This is a genomic window from Motilimonas pumila, assembly GCF_003596335.1.
Lineage (GTDB): Bacteria > Pseudomonadota > Gammaproteobacteria > Enterobacterales > CBDFNC01 > Motilimonas > Motilimonas pumila.
The window spans coordinates 47,349-63,713 of sequence record NZ_QZCH01000018.1; the positions used below are offsets into that span (position 1 = coordinate 47,349).

Below are 16,365 nucleotides of genomic sequence, written 5' to 3' on the forward strand. Positions count from 1 at the left end.
GGAAGTTTATGCAAGTCTCTCAGTCAGAAATGAAAACCATTAAGCGCGCACTAACCCATTGGCAGCAAATAAACACAGTTACGCCAGAACAAAGCCAAGCTATGGAGCAGAGCATTCAGCTGACGTCCTTTGATTGGTTTAAGTTGGCCAAATACTGCTTTTGGATTGCCCTTGCTTGCATCATCATTGCGGTGACTTCGGCGTTGCTTGATGACGCTCTGATAGCTTGGTTTGAAGAGTTCTTTAATAGCGCAGCCAGCACCAAAGCCATGACTTTAGCCGGTATTGCTAGTATTTGCTTTGGTTTCGCTTGGCACCGAAAAAAACGTTACCCAGGCAAATTTTACAGTAACGAAGGCTATTTCTTTTTGGGCGTACTTTTTAGCGCCTTGAGTTTACTTTACTTAGGTGTGTGGTTTGATCCAGAAGTGGCTCACTGGTCACTTTTGCTCTTGAGCGCCAGTTTGGTTTATGGCGCCTTAGGTTTAGCTTTTCCATCCCATTTAGTATGGCTATTTGCCATCTTGAGTTTAGTCGGCTGGTTTGGCGCCGAAACCGGCTATTTATCAGGTTGGGGGCAATATTACTTAGGCATGAACTATCCCTTGAGAATGGCCTTTTTTGGGCTGGCTATTATCGCTTTAAGCCAAGCTTTACATCGCTGGCCTGCACGCCGAAGCTTTAGTCAACTGACCTTAATTTTGGGTTATGGCTTATTATTTATGTCACTTTGGGTATTGTCTATCTTTGGCAATTACGGCGACTTACTCAGCTGGAGCGAGGTCAGCCAATGGCACTTATTGCATTGGTCTGCTTTATTCGCGGCTGTGGCCATCACGGTATTAATCTATGGCATTAAAACCGATCACAGCATAAGCCGAGGCTTTGCGTTGAGCTTTTTATTGTTGAATCTATACACTCGGTTTTTCGAGTACTTTTGGGATACTTCAAACAAAGCCTTATTCTTTGCCATTCTAGCATTCAGTTTTTGGCTGCTAGGAAGTAAAGCAGAGAGCATCTGGCAACTGACAAAACAACGCCAAAATAGCAGTGTTCAAGCCCAGAAATAACAAAAAAAGCCCTGATACTTATCAGGGCTTTTTAGCGTTTATTCCCAAGATTATAAAATAATATCTTTTAGAGCTTGGTCTTTTCTGTCGAGATAATGGGTCGAATGAATACGACGAACAGTACGCGACTTACCACGAATTAATAAGGTTTCGGTAGAAGCTAAACGGCCTTTCACCGCTACGCCTTCCAGTAAGTCACCTTTGGTGATACCGGTTGCAGAGAAGATCACATTATCATTTAGCGCTAATTGCTCGAGTGTCAGGACTTCTTTCACTTTAATATTAAGCGCGGTACAGCGGGCTTCTTCTTCTTCACCAATGCGGATATTGTCTTCTGTTGGCTCTTTGACCAAAGGACGCGGTAAAAGACGCGCTTGCATATTGCCGTCTAAAGCACGAACAACAGCAGCGGAGATAACGCCTTCAGGTGCACCACCAATACAGTATAAAAGATCCACTTCACTGTCTGGCATACAAGCCATAACAGACGCGGCTACATCGCCGTCAGGAATGGCAAATACGCGCACCCCCAAACCTTGCATCTCTTTGATGGCCTTGTCGTGACGAGGCTTTGCCAGCGTGGCACAAGTTAATTGATCCAGTGGCTTGCCTAATGCAAAAGCAATCGCTTTTAAGTTTTGCTCCAGTGAGCGATTTAAATCAATGGCGTCTTTGGCATCAGGGCCAACAATTAACTTTTCCATGTACATATCGGGGGCTTTTAAAAATGAGCCCTTTTCCGCCACTGCAATCACGGCCACCGCATTGGATTGGCCCATGGCTGTCATGCGGGTACCTTCAATAGGATCCACCGCGATATCCACCGCATCGCCTTTTTTGCTGCCAACATGCTCGCCTATGTACAACATAGGGGCATCATCGATTTCACCTTCGCCGATAACGATTTCGCCATCGATATCAATTTGGTTCAAAATATGGCGCATCGCTTCTACCGCGGCACCATCGGCAATATTTTTATCTCCGCGCCCAACCCACTTATGCGCAGCCAATGCTGCTGCTTCTGTGACTCGGGAAATTTCGATAGCTAACTCACGTTTCATCTTTCACTACTCCAAGTTGCTGCGGCGCGCATTCTAACATAAAGCTGCACTTTAAAGGCATAGTATTAACTGCTATATAGGGGAGAAATATTAGTTTTTTCTTATAGCAACTCATCACCGCTGGATTTTTCATTTTTATCAAGCTTATCTTACAATAAAACGACAGAAACAAAAGGAACTCACATGGCAGCTTCAAAAATAATGGTCAGCGCTGAAAAGGCCCTAAAAGGCCGCGAAAACGCCTTGCCAACTCCGAGCGAACACTTTGTTTTTCATACACAATTGCAAAGTGTAGCAAAGTTGAACCGGATCTGGTTTGGTATGGGCTGCTTTTGGGGTGCAGAGCGCTTGTTTTGGCAACAAAGCGGGGTCAAGTTTACCAGCGTAGGTTACGGCGGGGGCTTTACCCCTCACCCCACGTATGAAGAAGTATGCAGTGGTGAAACGGGCCATACTGAGTTGGTTGAGGTCATTTATGATCCCACTGAGATTTCGTTACGACAATTATTGGCCCTGTTTTGGCAACAGCATGATCCAACCCAAGGAATGCAGCAAGGCCACGATGTCGGAACCCAATATCGCAGTGCGATTTATACGAACAATGCTGACGACCTTGCTTTGGCTAGGTTGACCCAACAGCAATTTCAACAAGTCATTACCCAAGCGGGATACGATAACCAAATAACCACTGACGTTTTACCGTTAACAGATTATTACTATGCTGAACAATACCACCAGCAATACCTAGCAAAAAACCCGAACGGTTATTGTGGTTTAGCCGCGAATGGACTGTGCCTACCTGACGCGCCATAAACGCGCTCAGCAAGCTGCTACCGCAACAGTAAAATATCAGACCCACTCGCATACACTACAGATGCCTCAGTGCTTTTCAAACCACCTATATGGGCAGTTTGAAAAGCACTGAAACTTTCTATAATGAACCCACATATTACAAGGAGCGTCAATATGCTGGGTTTAACATTAGTGGCCGTGATGCCTGCTTTAGCCATGTGGTTAAGCGCGTTAATGCTTAATAGTCGTGGCAGTTTCCCCGTCTACTACATTGTTTGCCTGGCTGGTTTAATCACCATGCAATTACCCAGTTATGGCTTTCTTTTGGCGATTTTAGTGATATGTATATCGCTAAAACTGCTGACCAAAATGCCGCTGTTTCCCGAAATAGGCTTACAACTGGTGCTTAATTTGTTTGTGATGCTTGCCATCGTGCAAGGCTTTAATGACTCTATGCATCACTTATTAGGATTTATAGAGCATAACTAACTCAGTAATTTAATTAATGCTGATGTGTCTGCTCGGCCATGTCCTTGCTGCTGCAAGGATTGATAAAAACTGTCCACAACCTCCGTTATCGGCAGTTTAGCGCCGTTGTGTTTGGCCTCTTGTAGACAAATGGATAAATCTTTATGCATCCAGTCTATGGCAAAGCCAAAGTCGAACTCACCTTGCGCCATAGTGGTAGCACGATTTTCCAGCTGCCAAGATTGAGCCGCGCCATACTTAATCGTATCAATGACTTCAGTCACGTCTAATCCCGCATGTTGAGCAAAGCGGATCCCCTCAGACAAACCTTGCAGTAAACCCGCAATACAAATTTGATTAACCATTTTACACTTTTGACCGCTGCCATGGGGACCAAGTCGCTTAGCGCTTTTACTGTAACTACGCCAAATAGGCGCGGCGAGTGCAATGTCGGCCTCGTCGCCGCCAATCATCACGGTTAGCTGACCACTTTGCGCCCCCGCTTCTCCTCCTGACACTGGCGCATCTAAAAAGCTTGCGCCTTGCGCTTGGCACGCCTTGCCTAATTCTACCGCCAGCGAAGCTGAGGTGGTGGTGTGGTCGATCAGCAGCGCACCTTGCTTCAGGCCTGCAAGTATACCTTTGTCGCCATAAACAAGGCTGCGAACGTCGTCATCATTGCCCAAGCACATGCAGACGATGTCAGCCTCAGAGACCGCTTTAGCAACTTCGCTTTCAACCCGTCCGCCGTACTGTTTTGCCCAAGCTTGCGCTTTGGCAAACGTCCGGTTAAACACCGTGGTGTGAAGGCCTGCTTGATGTAAATGCCCAGCCATCGGAAACCCCATCACGCCTAAGCCAATAAATGTTACTTGCATACTTGATCCTTGCTTTTTAGCCTACTTTTTGTAGTACAGTTTCTAATAAAACCCACTATAGTCGATAAAAACCGGCTTATTTAGCCCTTAATTACGCTATAGTAAGAATATTAAGTAGTACACTTTGCGATGCGTAGTCATGCCTATTCCATTACCCTCCCCTTTTCCAGTTAAACCCGGTTATCAAGAAATTGCTCGCTGGCTGCGTCAAGGCATAGAGCAAGGGCAATTAAAAGCAGGCGCTAAACTGCCCGCCATTCGGCGCTTAGCAAATACGTTGCAAGTGGCACCAACGACAGCAGTGAGGGCATACAGACTATTAGAACAACAAGAGTTGGTGCAAAGTCGGCCCGGCAGTGGCCACTATGTCGCCTCTCAAGATAGCCTTAATCGTGTCATTAACCCTAGCCATCAAGGCTGTAACTTATCCATTATTCAACCCAACTTAGCTTTGATTGAAAACTTATGGCGCGAAGCTTGGCAAGATAATAACGCGGTTCCAATACCTGCCGCCGCACTCAGCTATCCAGACGAAAACAGCCTTCAGCCCTTTAAGGCTTGTGCTCAGTTATGGTTACAAGACCAGGGGATTGCTGCCATCCATTCGCAACAACTGCACTTTTGTCATGGCGCGCAGCACGGTTTAAGTGTCTTACTGCAATGTTTAACACAAGCAGGGGATTATATTGCCTTAGAGCAATATACCTACCCTGGCATGCTAAGCCTATGTCGTCAGCTGCAACGTCCCACTATTGCCATCGCCATGGACCAACAAGGCATGCTGCCTGAAGCTTTTGAACAAGCGTGTTTGCATAATAGAATACGTGCGGTGATGATAGTGGCTTCTTACCAAAACCCAACCGCAGCCGTGATGTCCAACCGTCGTCGCCAAGCATTGGTCAACATAGCCCAACGCTATAATGTTTGGATTATTGACGACGATATCTATGGCTTTTTAGATCAAGGCCAACACCTAAGCTTGTCGGTGTTAGCACCAGACCATTGCTTTACTGTCACCAGCCTCTCAAAGTCGTTGCTTCCTGGATTAAGAGTGGGGTTTATATATGGCCCAAGCAGCCAAGCACAAGCTATTGCGGAAGCTATTCGAGCCAGCATTTGGACCTGTGCCTTGCCCACTTTATACATGATGCAGAAGCTGATTGAGCAAGGCACCGCGACACGCATGCTGCAAGCTCAAATAGTCGAAGCGCAAGCAAGACAACGGCTGCTTCGTCAGCATTTAGGTAGCTATGAGCTGGATAGTCAAATTCGCAGTTTTCATGCTTGGCTACACCTGCCCAGCAGCTGGCCTTTAAACGACTTTGTGCAAGCATGCCAAGCTCATCAAATACTGGTCAGCCCTGCCCCCTATTTTTATAGTGGATCTGATAAAGCCGCAAACGCTGTTCGCTTGGCCATCATGACACCGGAAACACAAGCTGAACTCATTCAAGGTTTACAGTGTATCGCTCAAATTCTCGCGTGCAGGCCTACTTTGTGACCCTGTCGGTACTTTCAAAAATTCTGTCGGCGGACTCAGGCACAAAACCCTGAAATAAAGCGCCGCTCGACAGTGGGTAGCGATACGCAAACTCATAAAAACAGCTAGGAATAGTGCAAACCCTATCTGAAAATTGGACTTCAGCTTGATCCGCCAAAGTGGCTGACTGCACCAAACCATCGCTAGCCGAACCTTTAATTTCGCCTCCGCCTTGGTTAAGCGCAAAACCATTCTCCAGTAATAGTCGGTTTAACTGAGCCAAATCTTGAATGCCTGTGAGCCGGTGTACCGCAACAGTAAAGTGATTTGCCCGAAAGCCCCACGCAGCAAGCCAAGCGGCATATTCGCTGGCTTGCGCCAACGTCAGGTATTGCTGATAGCGCAACGGCCAAACTCTTCCCACGTTAGGCTCTAAGACTTGCGCTGATAATGCGTTGCAAGCCGCCTCCATAATAGGCCTTAGGATTTGCTGAACCGACACTGAAAGATTTTGCCACAATAATTCACTGATGAAGATATGGGGCAATTTACCGCTAGGATGAGAGAAATGCTTTGCGCGTAAGTGTTTTTTCGGGAATACGTAATCTTGTTGCCACTGATAGCCGCATTGCAGAAAAGATTGACTCAGGCTGGTGATATCAAGCCCGGGAAAGGCAAAGCCTCGTAATGCGATATGATCATTGATGATAGGTTGGTATGGCGCTAATAATTGGTGGATCTTAGCCGCACTGGGCGTCACTTCAATATATTGCTGCCATAACGCGGCGAGTATCTTTTGCCCTTGCTCAATTTGATGACTCATGCAGCCCCCTTCTAGCAAAAATTCACTCCGCTTAACTCAGCTCAAATCTAAACCAGGGCTAAGTTGTGGCGGTAACACCAGCTTTTCAACTTCAATCGATGCCACCGGATAGGCACAGTAGTCAGCGGCATAATATGCACTCGGACGATGATTACCACTGGCCCCAACCCCACCAAAGGGAGCGCTACTAGCAGCTCCTGTTGTCGCTTTATTCCAGTTGACGATGCCCGCTCGAACCGCCAGTGAAAAATGCTCAAACTCTTGTGCGTCATCACTGAGCAATGCCGCAGCTAACCCAAAACGCGTAGCATTAGCAAGGTTAATGCCTTGCTCAAAGCTGTCGTATCGTTGAACTTGCAATAAGGGGCCAAATATTTCTTCATCGTCAAGTTCAGCGATGTCATCCACCAATAAAAGCCCTGGGCTTAACAAAGCAGAATCCGGCTTGATTTGCCTCATGGGGACTATGGCAGTGGCTCCCTTGCTGATTAGTGCTTGTTGTTGAGCGAGCAATTTCTCAGCCGCTGATAACGTAATCACAGGTCCCATAAAAGGAGCAGGCTCGGCATTGCCTGGCGCCACCTTGATTGCTTTGACTGCTACACTCAATTGCACGAGCAAATCATCACCGTGACGATTACGGGGCAATAACAAACGCCTTGCGCAAGTACACCTTTGCCCAGAGGTAATATAAGCGCTTTGAATAATTTCATGCACGGCAGCAGGTACATGACTGACTTGGGTTACCATTAAAGGATTATTGCCTCCCATCTCTAACGCCAACAACTTATCGGGCTGACCAGCAAATTGGCGGTGGATAGCATGGCCCGTGTCACTGCTGCCAGTAAAGCAAACGCCGTCTAGTTGTGGCTCTTGCAACAAAGCTTGCCCCACTTCAATACGCCCTTGTACTAAGTTCAACACACCGCATGGTAACCCTGCTTGTAGCCAGCAATCTGCCATCATTTGGCCTACTTTCGGGGTCAGTTCTGACGGCTTAAAAACCACACAATTTCCGGCCAATAAAGCCGGAATAATATGACCATTGGCCAAATGACCAGGAAAATTAAACGGCCCGAATACCGCTAATACTCCGTGCGCGCGATGACGCAAGTAACTCACGGCCGGCCCTAACGCGGCTTTTTTATCTGGGCAGCGTTGCTGCTGTGATTCGATGGAAATGCTGGCTTTGTTGATCATCGCCGTGACCTCAGTCGCCGCTTCCCACAAAGGTTTTCCCATCTCTTCACAAATGGTGACAATAAGATCCTCTTGGCGCAATTTTAATTGCGCCACATACGCCTCTACAACCAAAATACGTTCAGCCTGTGTTCGCCTTTGCCATGCCATAAAAGCGTGCCGCGCTGCGATAACGGCGTGATGCACTTGCTGCGCTGACGCTTGGCGTCCCTGCCAACATACCTCATGTGTAGCGGGGTTGATAGAAAGTAAAGTTTCACCTTCGCCTTGTTGCCACAAACCATTTAGCAATAACATATTCCCTCCTATAACAAAGTCAGTACTCTCACCGTATCGCCTTGGTTCACTCCTAGGGCATTTGCGGTTGCTTGGTTGATCACCACTTTACTGTGCTTGATTGCAATACTCCCACTGGCTGCAACGGCCCGGTATTGACCTAAGCTGATATTACTCATTAATAACTGTTGCCCTGCGATGGGCTGGCTAATATCGACCTGTAACCTTAAGCATGTTTGTACTGAACGAATATGCGATAAGTGGCATTGCACCGTTGGCCCAGCGTCAAAAATATCTACGTAACCATTTGGATAAAAACCTTCTTTTTCTAACAAAGCCAGCGCCGGCTGGGTCTTATCGTGAACTTTACCTATCACCTGCTGCGCTTGTGGGCTCAATAGGCTGACGTAAATGGGGTACTTGGGCATGAGTTCAGCGATAAATTGCTTGTTACCTAAACCCGTTAAATAATCTGCGGTAGGAAAGTCGAGCGAAAAGAAGTGTTGTTCTAACCAAGCCCAAAATGGCGAACGACCATTTTCATCAGATACCCCGCGCATTTCCGCAATCACTATGCTTGCGAATAAGGCACAGTGCTCTGCCATTAGCATAAAGCGGCAACGTGACAACAACCGACCAGCCATGCCACGGCGAAAGGCCTCTCGCACAAACAAGGTACATATTTCTGTGGTGCCAGTGTAATCGTTATTGAGGGTTAAAATCTGCGCCGCGTTATGCACGCCAAGCTGATGCGAACAATGGATAACTTGGCCAAGGTGATAATGATATAGCGGGCTATGGCTGCCTACCGCGGCTTCAATCGCTGTGGTACCAACAATTTGCTGGGTGTCGGAATCTTCACCTACCATTAAGTAATAGGCTTGAGAGGGGTTATCTAAGGTGCCAGCAAAGGAAGATTGTGATAACGCCACCTTACGCTGTAATAATGCTTCGTTAACAGGTAAGGAAGTGAAGCCAGTACCAGACTCTTTTGCAAGCACAAGGAGCTGAGCTAGATCCTCAGGTTGAATCGGTCTCACCACTATCATGCTCGCCTCCTAAATCAGCCTAAGCAGTAGACGCACCTGCCTAGGCTGATATCATTAGCTGTTTACCACCTTGGCAATAGCTTGGCTTAGGCGCTCAAAACCTGTCTCTATTTCTTCGTCGGTGATAACAAGAGAAGGTGCAAAGCGCAGTACGTTCGCTCCTGCCACTAAAACCATCAAACCGGCGTCAGAAGAAGCCACTAATATATCTCTCGCTTTGCCTTGCATCTCATCAATCAGCTCGGCTCCCACCAGCAGGCCCGCACCACGAATATCTTTAAAGATGCCAAACTCTTGGTTCAGCTGTTCTAGCTTTTGTTGAAAGATTTGCGACTTTTGCTTTACGCCATCAAGTACACTGGCTGTATTCACGATATCAAAAGCAGCCTCGGCAACCGCACACGCCAATGGGTTACCGCCATAAGTGCTGCCATGCGTGCCTACCTTAAAATGCTCTGCAATCGCTGTGCTAGTGAGCATGGCGGCAATGGGGAAGCCACCGCCTAACGCTTTTGCGGAAGTCAGAATATCAGGCTCTACGCCCAATCCCATGTATGCGAACAGCTCACCAGTACGGCCCACCCCGGTTTGTACTTCATCAAAAATAAGCAAAGCATTGTGTTTGTCACACAGCTCTCTGACGCCTTTAATAAACTCATGGCTCGGCGGGATCACCCCCCCCTCACCTTGTAGCGGTTCGATCATCACGGCACAAGTGTTGTCGTTAATGGTGGCCGCTAAAGCATCTAAATCGTTATAATCAACATGATGAATGGCGCCAGGCTTTGGCCCAAAACCGTCTGAATATGCCTTTTGACCGCCGGCAGTTACGGTAAAAAAAGTCCTGCCGTGAAAACCTTGATTAAAAGCAATGATGTCAACTTTATCCTGATGATAAGTATCTATGGCATAACGACGTGCCAATTTCAGCGCAGCTTCATTGGCTTCCGCGCCTGAGTTTGCAAAAAAGACTTTTTCCGCAAACGTTGCATCCACCAGTTTTTGCGCTAAACGCAATGCAGGTTCATTGGTCCAGATATTACTGACGTGCCACAACTTCTCGCCTTGAGTTTTAAGCGCTTCTACTAAAGCAGGGTGAGAGTGCCCTAAACAATTCACGGCAATGCCTCCGGCAAAGTCTATGAAGTCTCGGCCTTGTTGATCCCATACTCGAGCACCTTTTCCTGACACAGGAATAACGTCTGAGGGGGCGTAATTAGGGACCATGACTTGATCAAATAAGGCTCTTGAAACTTCCGGGTGACTCGACATTGCTATGTTCCTCTTTGCAACTACTCACACACAAAATAAAACACGGGCGCTTTACTAAGTATGTGGGTAAAAATAAAAATCGACAATTTTTCCGTACTTTGTTGTTTTTCGCTGCCGCGATGAACAACGAAAACCAACAGAGTATGATTATAAAGTAACGTAAATAAAACAGAATAAATAGATAAAAAGTCAAAAAATAAGAATATTTATTCACTTTGACTGATGAAGTTTTTTAACAAGGCCAAGCCTTGCTGTGACATGATGCTTTCTGGATGAAATTGCACTCCTTGTACCGCTAACTGGCGGTGACGCAATCCCATTATCTCGTAGCGGCCTAGATGCTCGGTGTAAGCCGTGACTTCTAAACAATCAGGAAAGCTATCCGGCTCAAGTACAAGACTGTGATAGCGGGTAACGGTTAGCGGCTGACTCAGGCCATTAAATACGCCTTGTTGTTGGTGCTCAATAGGACACGTTTTACCGTGCATAACTTGTTGTGCACGCACTACATTAGCGCCGAATACTTGACCGATACTCTGGTGGCCTAAGCACACGCCTAAGAGGGGGATTTCGCCGCTAAATCGTTCAATTGCGGCAAGGGATATTCCAGCATCATCTGGCGTACACGGCCCAGGAGAAATAACGAGCTGTTGCGGCGCCATGTCGGCTATTTCTTGCAAGCTGATTTGATCATTACGCTTAACCATTGTCTCCACCCCAAGCTGAGCAAAGTACTGGTAGAGGTTGTAAGTGAATGAGTCATAGTTGTCGATCATTAACAGCATAATGCAATTACTGCCTCAATGGCTCAACACTGATAACGGCTGAGCAAGCTTAAAATCAAAGGCGAAAGTATAAACCATGCCTTTTAGCGATGAAACTCTCAACTTAGGCGAAAGGCACTAATAAGGCGGACAACTTGTGGCATGATTGATAAAAGTTTTAGCTTTTATCAACTTGCTTAAGGATCAAGCAGATGAAAAGTCTTCAATATTTTGGCTTAAGCACAATATTGGCTATTTTATACGGTTGTGGCAATGATGGCAGTCGCAATGATGCTGTAACCATCAATGACCCAATGTTACCTGAAACTAGCACATTAGCGAGCAGCTTGTTTACCATTTCAGGGCCAACAACCGCGTTACAAGACAGCCAGTTTCGCTTAACGCTGCATACTGATACTCAACTTGAAGCCATCCGCTGGCAACAGCTCAGTGGCCCCACAGTATCACTGCAAGAAACCACTCCAGGCACGGTAGACGTCATCACCCCAGCCAATAATTTCGACAGCCAAATCACCATTGCGGCAAGTGTAAGCAATGACCAAGGAGAAAGCTTACAGCAACAAATAACAATACAAGTGCAAGGCTACAAACTGGCCAGCATTGAAGACCTGACTTATCAAGGCGCTTTTCGCCTCGACTCTGCGACTCACGGTGACTCAACTGCTAGCTACAGTAATGGCGCCATTGCCTACAATCCGAATAATCACAGTATTTTTTATGTCGGCCATCAGTATCACCAAGCGATTGCTGAATTTCCTATCCCAGAGCTGGTAAAACAGCCCTCAGTCGAGGAGGATATTCGCTTACTAAACACCAGCTATCCATCACAAGACTTTGTCACTATTTTAGATAAACAGCCCGAAGGTAACCCAGAAAACCTTAACCGAACCACAGGCATTCAGTTTTATAACAATCACATTTATGCCAACTACGCGGTGTATTACGATGCGCCTGGCGATACAAAAGACACCAGCTTGGTGATCAGTGGAGTTGATGACTTAGCAAACCTGCAAGTATCCTCGATTTATGAAATGGAAGGTGCAGTGCACAGTGCAGGATGGATCTCAGCCATGCCACAAGTGTGGCAAGACTACTTTGGCTATAGCCACCTTGCCGGTTACGCCAGTAACTTAGCTATCAACTCTCGTTCTAGTATTGGCCCCACCGCCTTCTTGATGAACTTACAAGATTGGCACTCAACCGACACAGATAAGATCCCGACCGAAGCGTTAATGGACTTTGGTTTACGCCATCAGATCCACCCCGAGCGCTACAATGAAAGTGGTGATAATAATCTCTGGACCGAACTGTCAGAAGCTCACCATGGTTTTATTGTTCCAGGCACTTATACCTACATGGTCATTGGGCGCTCAGGCGGCCACCATTCAGGCCTTGGCTATAAAATCACTCAAAATAATGGCCATACTTGCGGTGGCCCTTGCGCTTATGACTCACGGGACTATTACAATTATTACTGGTTGTTTGATATGAAGGATATGATAGCCGTGCAGCAGGGTGTTAAACAAGCTTACGAAATACGTCCTTACGATTACGGCTTGCTTGATACGCCGTATAAAAACTTACAAATGGCGCCTGAGAAAGTAAACCTTATCAGTGGCGCCAATTACGACGCGGCGAGCAATCAACTATTTGTGGTACTCAAAGGGGCTGGGCAATTAGGTCACTATGATAACCCGCCGGTGATTCTGGTTTACCAAATAGGCCAATAAAAGGCGTAAAAAAACCAGCTCGAAAGCTGGCTTTTATTTTTAGATCAAGGTGTTATTGAGTTAGCTAGGGCTTAGCGATAAAGCCTACTGCGTCATAAGCGGCCTTAAGTGTTACTTGCGCTTTAGCAGAGGCTTTTTCAGCCCCCAGTTTCATAATGCGCTCAAGCTCAGTCTGGTCTTCACGGATTTCTCTGAAGCGGGCTTGGATTGGCTCAATCATAGCCACTACCGCTTCTGCCGTGTCTTTTTTCAAATGACCATACATTTTGTCTTCGTATGCCGGCACTAGGCTTTCAATGCTATTACCCGTAGCAACGGATAGCAGGGTAAGCAAGTTAGACACGCCTGGTTTTTCAGTTGTATCGTAGTAAATACGTGCTTGCTCATCAGAATCTGTCACCGCACGTTTAAGCTTTTTCTCAATTTTCTTTGGCTCATCTAGCAGCATGACGTAAGCGCTTGGGTTTTCGTCAGACTTTGACATTTTCTTGGTCGGATCTTGCAAGCTCATGACTCGCGCACCCACCTCTGGAATGTAAGGATCCGGAATAGTAAACACGTCGCCATAAAGATTATTAAAGCGATTGGCTATGTCGCGCGTGAGCTCTAAGTGTTGCTTCTGATCTTCCCCTACTGGCACTTTCGTCGCTTGGTACAACAAGATATCAGCAGCTTGTAATGCCGGGTATGAGAATAAGCCAACATTGATGTTGTTTGCATGCTTCGATGACTTGTCTTTAAACTGGGTCATGCGATTTAGCTCACCCATTTGGGTGTAACAGTTTAATACCCAAGCCAGTTGTGCGTGCTCAATTACTTGTGATTGTACAAACAAGGCTGACTTTTCAACGTCGATGCCACAAGCCGTGTACAAGGCAACACCGTCCAGTACACGTTCACGCAGCTGCGCAGGATCTTGGCGTACGGTAATGGCATGTAAATCGGCCAACATGAAGAAGCAATCATGGTCTTGTTGTAAGGTTCGCCACTGATTGATAGCACCAATATAGTTACCTATTGTCATGCCACCGGTTGGCTGAATGCCACTTAATACAACTGGGTTTGCCATTAACTTCTTCCTCTGTCTTGTTAAGCTGAAACTTCACATTGCAGTGAGTTCAGAATTTCCGCAATATTATCCAATACCAAATCTGGCTCAGATAGGCTGATATCTTCGCCGTAGTTATAGCCGTAGGTCAAGCCTGCAACCCGCATATTGGCCGCTTTTGCCGCTAATATGTCATTTTTAGAATCGCCAACCATTAAAGTTTGCTCAACCGCACTGCCCAGCGTTTCACAAGCGTGTAGCAACGGGGCTGGGTCAGGCTTTCTCACCGGTAAGCTGTCACCGGCTAACACCAAGTCAAAGAAGCCACTGAGGCTATAATCTGACAAAATATCTTGCATATACACGCCAGGCTTATTGGTCACAATGGCAAGCTTATAGCCTACTTGTTTAAGGCTAATTAGAGTCGAACGCACATCAGGATACAAGACTGACTTTTGGCTTAAACAAGCCTTGTAAAATTGCTTGAATAACGTATGTGCCTTTGCCAACTCTTGCTCGTCAATATTATTTGCCACTTCACTGGAGCCAGATAACGCACGTTGCAATAATACGTTGGCGCCATTGCCAACCCAGCCTCGTACTATGTCTTCTGCAAAGGTGTCTCGCCCGAGCGCGGCTAACGTTTGATTCACCGCTTGTGCAAGATCGGGAGCACTATCGAGTAAGGTACCGTCTAAATCAAACAATACCGTATTAATTTTTGAGTAATCTGCCATTATTTCACTTTCGCTAGTTCGCTGCGCATTTGACTGATCACAGCTTGATAATCGGGTTGATTGAAAATCGCAGAGCCAGCAACAAACATGTCAGCCCCTGCAGCCGCAATTTCAGCAATGTTATTCACGTTCACACCGCCGTCAATTTCTAAACGAATGTCACGACCACTTTGATCAATCAATGCCCGGGCTTGACGTAATTTATCAAGCGTGCCAGGGATGAATGACTGACCACCAAACCCAGGGTTTACCGACATCAGCAAAATAACATCTACCTTATCCATGACGTGCTCTAAGCAGTGCAAAGGCGTCGCAGGATTAAATACAAGACCAGCCTGACAGCCGCTGTCTTTGATAAGCTGTAGTGAACGGTCGATGTGTTCACTGGCTTCAGGATGAAACGTAATAATTGACGCTCCAGCTTTAGCAAAATCAGGAATGATACGGTCAACCGGTTTCACCATTAAGTGAACATCGATAGGCGCAGTGACACCATGATCACGTAATGCTTGGCATACCATTGGGCCTATCGTGAGGTTAGGCACATAGTGATTATCCATCACATCAAAATGCACGACGTCGGCACCGGCTGCTAATACGTTATCGACTTCTTCTCCCAATTTCGCAAAATTAGCAGACAGAATAGAAGGAGCAATTAAAAAATCTTTCATTATCGTGTTCTCATGGTGGGGATCAGGCGCATTTTACCTAAGCCTTGTGTAACTCGCCAGTATTGTTTAATTTAGCGCCATAGCCAAAAATCACCAACGGGCTAAAATCAAGGAATAAGATGAATAAAGATACTGGATCAGGCTTAGTTAGTAGTTTTAAAAGCGCTTGTGCCGCGCTTTTTGGCGTGCAATCAGAGCAAAATAGAAAAGCAGATTTTAAGCGCCCGTCACCGTGGCGCTTTATTTTTGCTGGTGTTATCGCCTTAATGGTCTTTATTGGCGTTTTGCTGGTGGTGGTACAATGGGTGCTTAGTCACTAAATCCCTCCCCAAAGCCGCCCAAGTTTATTTCGTGCAGAGGCTATTTACTGTGGTAGGTGTTCGCCTCGACTAGTAAAAGAGATATTTTTTCCAAGCCCAGAGCCAACCATCACAGCTTCAAAAATCGGCGCGCTTGCGCCTTCCGGTTTCGACCAAGTGATAAGAAAATTGGCTCCGGCTCCACCACTAATATCGGTTTTCTCAGATAAATACTCAGAGCTAGCCATCGCATTTAGCTGGTAAGGCTGCTCCACGTATTGCTGTACTGAGTGCCCCTTAGTATCGAAGTATTCAACGCTATGAATATTAATGCCTAACTGAGGGTCTGTATTTCTTACCGTCAAGGTACTTTCCAATAAAACGGCTTGCCCACCTTTTACATAAATATGGGAGTATACCGGAACATAGCTGCGCTGCAGTTTGCCATTAGTCAGTCCCGCTTGCGGCTGGCTAATGTCTCTCTGTGTTTGCTGCGCTTGATGACTTAGCTTCTCTTCAATGCTATCCATTGAGCGCACAATATGGCCAAGGTAATAAGAAAAACCCACTATGATGACCATAGCAACAAGGGCAACTAATTGGACCGCCAACTTATTGGATTTCATTCGTTTTACTCCTACGTAGCCCGCTTGAAACAATGAGCATTTATTGCCTCAGGCCCACAAGCAAAGTTATTAAAATTAGCAACTTAGATACTATAGCAAG

17 protein-coding genes are annotated in these 16,365 nt (G+C 46.4%); 6 read left to right on the forward strand and 11 right to left on the reverse strand.

Going from position 1 to position 16,365, the window contains the following annotated elements:
- Positions 1-8 precede the first annotated feature (8 nt).
- Complete coding sequence (locus tag D1Z90_RS13720; protein ID WP_119911347.1) at positions 9-1,070, forward strand: DUF2157 domain-containing protein; 1,062 nt, start codon at positions 9-11, stop codon at positions 1,068-1,070.
- Positions 1,071-1,120: 50 nt separating this feature from the next.
- Here D1Z90_RS13720 and glpX read toward each other — a convergent pair whose 3' ends face one another.
- The gene (gene glpX / locus D1Z90_RS13725; protein ID WP_119911348.1) at positions 1,121-2,131 is read right to left on the reverse strand and encodes a class II fructose-bisphosphatase; all 1,011 of its coding nucleotides are present in this window, start codon (positions 2,129-2,131) and stop codon (positions 1,121-1,123) included.
- A gap of 183 nt (positions 2,132-2,314) precedes the next feature.
- Between glpX and msrA the strand changes: the two genes are divergently transcribed.
- On the forward strand, positions 2,315-2,944 hold the full coding sequence (gene msrA, locus D1Z90_RS13730; protein WP_119911349.1) for a peptide-methionine (S)-S-oxide reductase MsrA: 630 nt from the start codon (positions 2,315-2,317) through the stop codon (positions 2,942-2,944).
- A gap of 153 nt (positions 2,945-3,097) precedes the next feature.
- Complete coding sequence (locus D1Z90_RS13735) at positions 3,098-3,412, forward strand: hypothetical protein (protein ID WP_119911350.1); 315 nt, start codon at positions 3,098-3,100, stop codon at positions 3,410-3,412.
- Here the strand turns inward: D1Z90_RS13735 and D1Z90_RS13740 are convergent.
- Entirely contained in the window at positions 3,409-4,269 is an 861-nt protein-coding gene (locus D1Z90_RS13740; protein WP_119911351.1) for an NAD(P)-dependent oxidoreductase, read from the reverse strand. The genes D1Z90_RS13735 and D1Z90_RS13740 overlap by 4 nt on opposite strands.
- A 139-nt stretch (positions 4,270-4,408) precedes the next feature.
- On the opposite strand from D1Z90_RS13740, the gene D1Z90_RS13745 reads away from it, so the two are divergent.
- Complete coding sequence (locus D1Z90_RS13745; protein WP_119911352.1) at positions 4,409-5,770, forward strand: aminotransferase-like domain-containing protein; 1,362 nt, start codon at positions 4,409-4,411, stop codon at positions 5,768-5,770.
- On the opposite strand, the gene D1Z90_RS13750 is transcribed toward D1Z90_RS13745, so the two are convergent.
- The 5 genes from D1Z90_RS13750 to D1Z90_RS13770 all read right to left on the reverse strand — a co-directional run bounded on the left by D1Z90_RS13750 (position 5,760) and on the right by D1Z90_RS13770 (position 11,154).
- A complete protein-coding gene (locus D1Z90_RS13750; protein WP_119911353.1) occupies positions 5,760-6,572 on the reverse strand; it encodes a DUF1338 domain-containing protein in 813 nt (270 codons plus the stop codon). The genes D1Z90_RS13745 and D1Z90_RS13750 overlap by 11 nt on opposite strands.
- A gap of 36 nt (positions 6,573-6,608) precedes the next feature.
- Entirely contained in the window at positions 6,609-8,069 is a 1,461-nt protein-coding gene (astD, locus tag D1Z90_RS13755; protein WP_119911354.1) for a succinylglutamate-semialdehyde dehydrogenase, read from the reverse strand.
- Between the two features lie 8 nt (positions 8,070-8,077).
- Positions 8,078-9,097 carry an arginine N-succinyltransferase gene (gene astA, locus D1Z90_RS13760; RefSeq protein WP_119911355.1) on the reverse strand — a complete coding sequence of 340 codons (1,020 nt, stop codon included), beginning with the start codon at positions 9,095-9,097 and terminating at the stop codon, positions 8,078-8,080.
- A gap of 54 nt (positions 9,098-9,151) precedes the next feature.
- On the reverse strand, positions 9,152-10,369 hold the full coding sequence (locus D1Z90_RS13765) for an aspartate aminotransferase family protein (protein ID WP_119911356.1): 1,218 nt from the start codon (positions 10,367-10,369) through the stop codon (positions 9,152-9,154).
- A 206-nt stretch (positions 10,370-10,575) separates the two neighbouring features.
- Positions 10,576-11,154, reverse strand: coding sequence for an anthranilate synthase component II (locus tag D1Z90_RS13770; protein WP_119911357.1), 579 nt, complete (start codon positions 11,152-11,154; stop codon positions 10,576-10,578).
- A 191-nt stretch (positions 11,155-11,345) separates the two neighbouring features.
- Between D1Z90_RS13770 and D1Z90_RS13775 the strand changes: the two genes are divergently transcribed.
- Entirely contained in the window at positions 11,346-12,884 is a 1,539-nt protein-coding gene (locus D1Z90_RS13775) for a hypothetical protein (protein ID WP_119911358.1), read from the forward strand.
- A gap of 64 nt (positions 12,885-12,948) precedes the next feature.
- On the opposite strand, the gene trpS is transcribed toward D1Z90_RS13775, so the two are convergent.
- The 3 genes from trpS to rpe are packed head-to-tail and all read right to left on the reverse strand — an operon-like array spanning position 12,949 to position 15,340.
- Positions 12,949-13,953 (reverse strand): tryptophan--tRNA ligase, encoded by a 1,005-nt coding sequence (trpS, locus tag D1Z90_RS13780; protein WP_119911359.1) that lies wholly within the window; start codon positions 13,951-13,953, stop codon positions 12,949-12,951.
- A 20-nt stretch (positions 13,954-13,973) separates the two neighbouring features.
- On the reverse strand, positions 13,974-14,669 hold the full coding sequence (locus tag D1Z90_RS13785) for a phosphoglycolate phosphatase (RefSeq protein WP_119911360.1): 696 nt from the start codon (positions 14,667-14,669) through the stop codon (positions 13,974-13,976).
- The gene (rpe, locus tag D1Z90_RS13790) at positions 14,669-15,340 is read right to left on the reverse strand and encodes a ribulose-phosphate 3-epimerase (RefSeq protein ID WP_119911361.1); all 672 of its coding nucleotides are present in this window, start codon (positions 15,338-15,340) and stop codon (positions 14,669-14,671) included. Before rpe ends, D1Z90_RS13785 begins: the two co-directional genes overlap by 1 nt.
- Before the next feature lie 119 nt (positions 15,341-15,459).
- On the opposite strand from rpe, the gene D1Z90_RS13795 reads away from it, so the two are divergent.
- Positions 15,460-15,660 carry a DUF2970 domain-containing protein gene (locus tag D1Z90_RS13795; protein WP_119911362.1) on the forward strand — a complete coding sequence of 67 codons (201 nt, stop codon included), beginning with the start codon at positions 15,460-15,462 and terminating at the stop codon, positions 15,658-15,660.
- A gap of 44 nt (positions 15,661-15,704) precedes the next feature.
- On the opposite strand, the gene D1Z90_RS13800 is transcribed toward D1Z90_RS13795, so the two are convergent.
- Positions 15,705-16,265, reverse strand: coding sequence for a DUF3124 domain-containing protein (locus D1Z90_RS13800; protein WP_119911363.1), 561 nt, complete (start codon positions 16,263-16,265; stop codon positions 15,705-15,707).
- Positions 16,266-16,365: the final 100 nt, after the last annotated feature.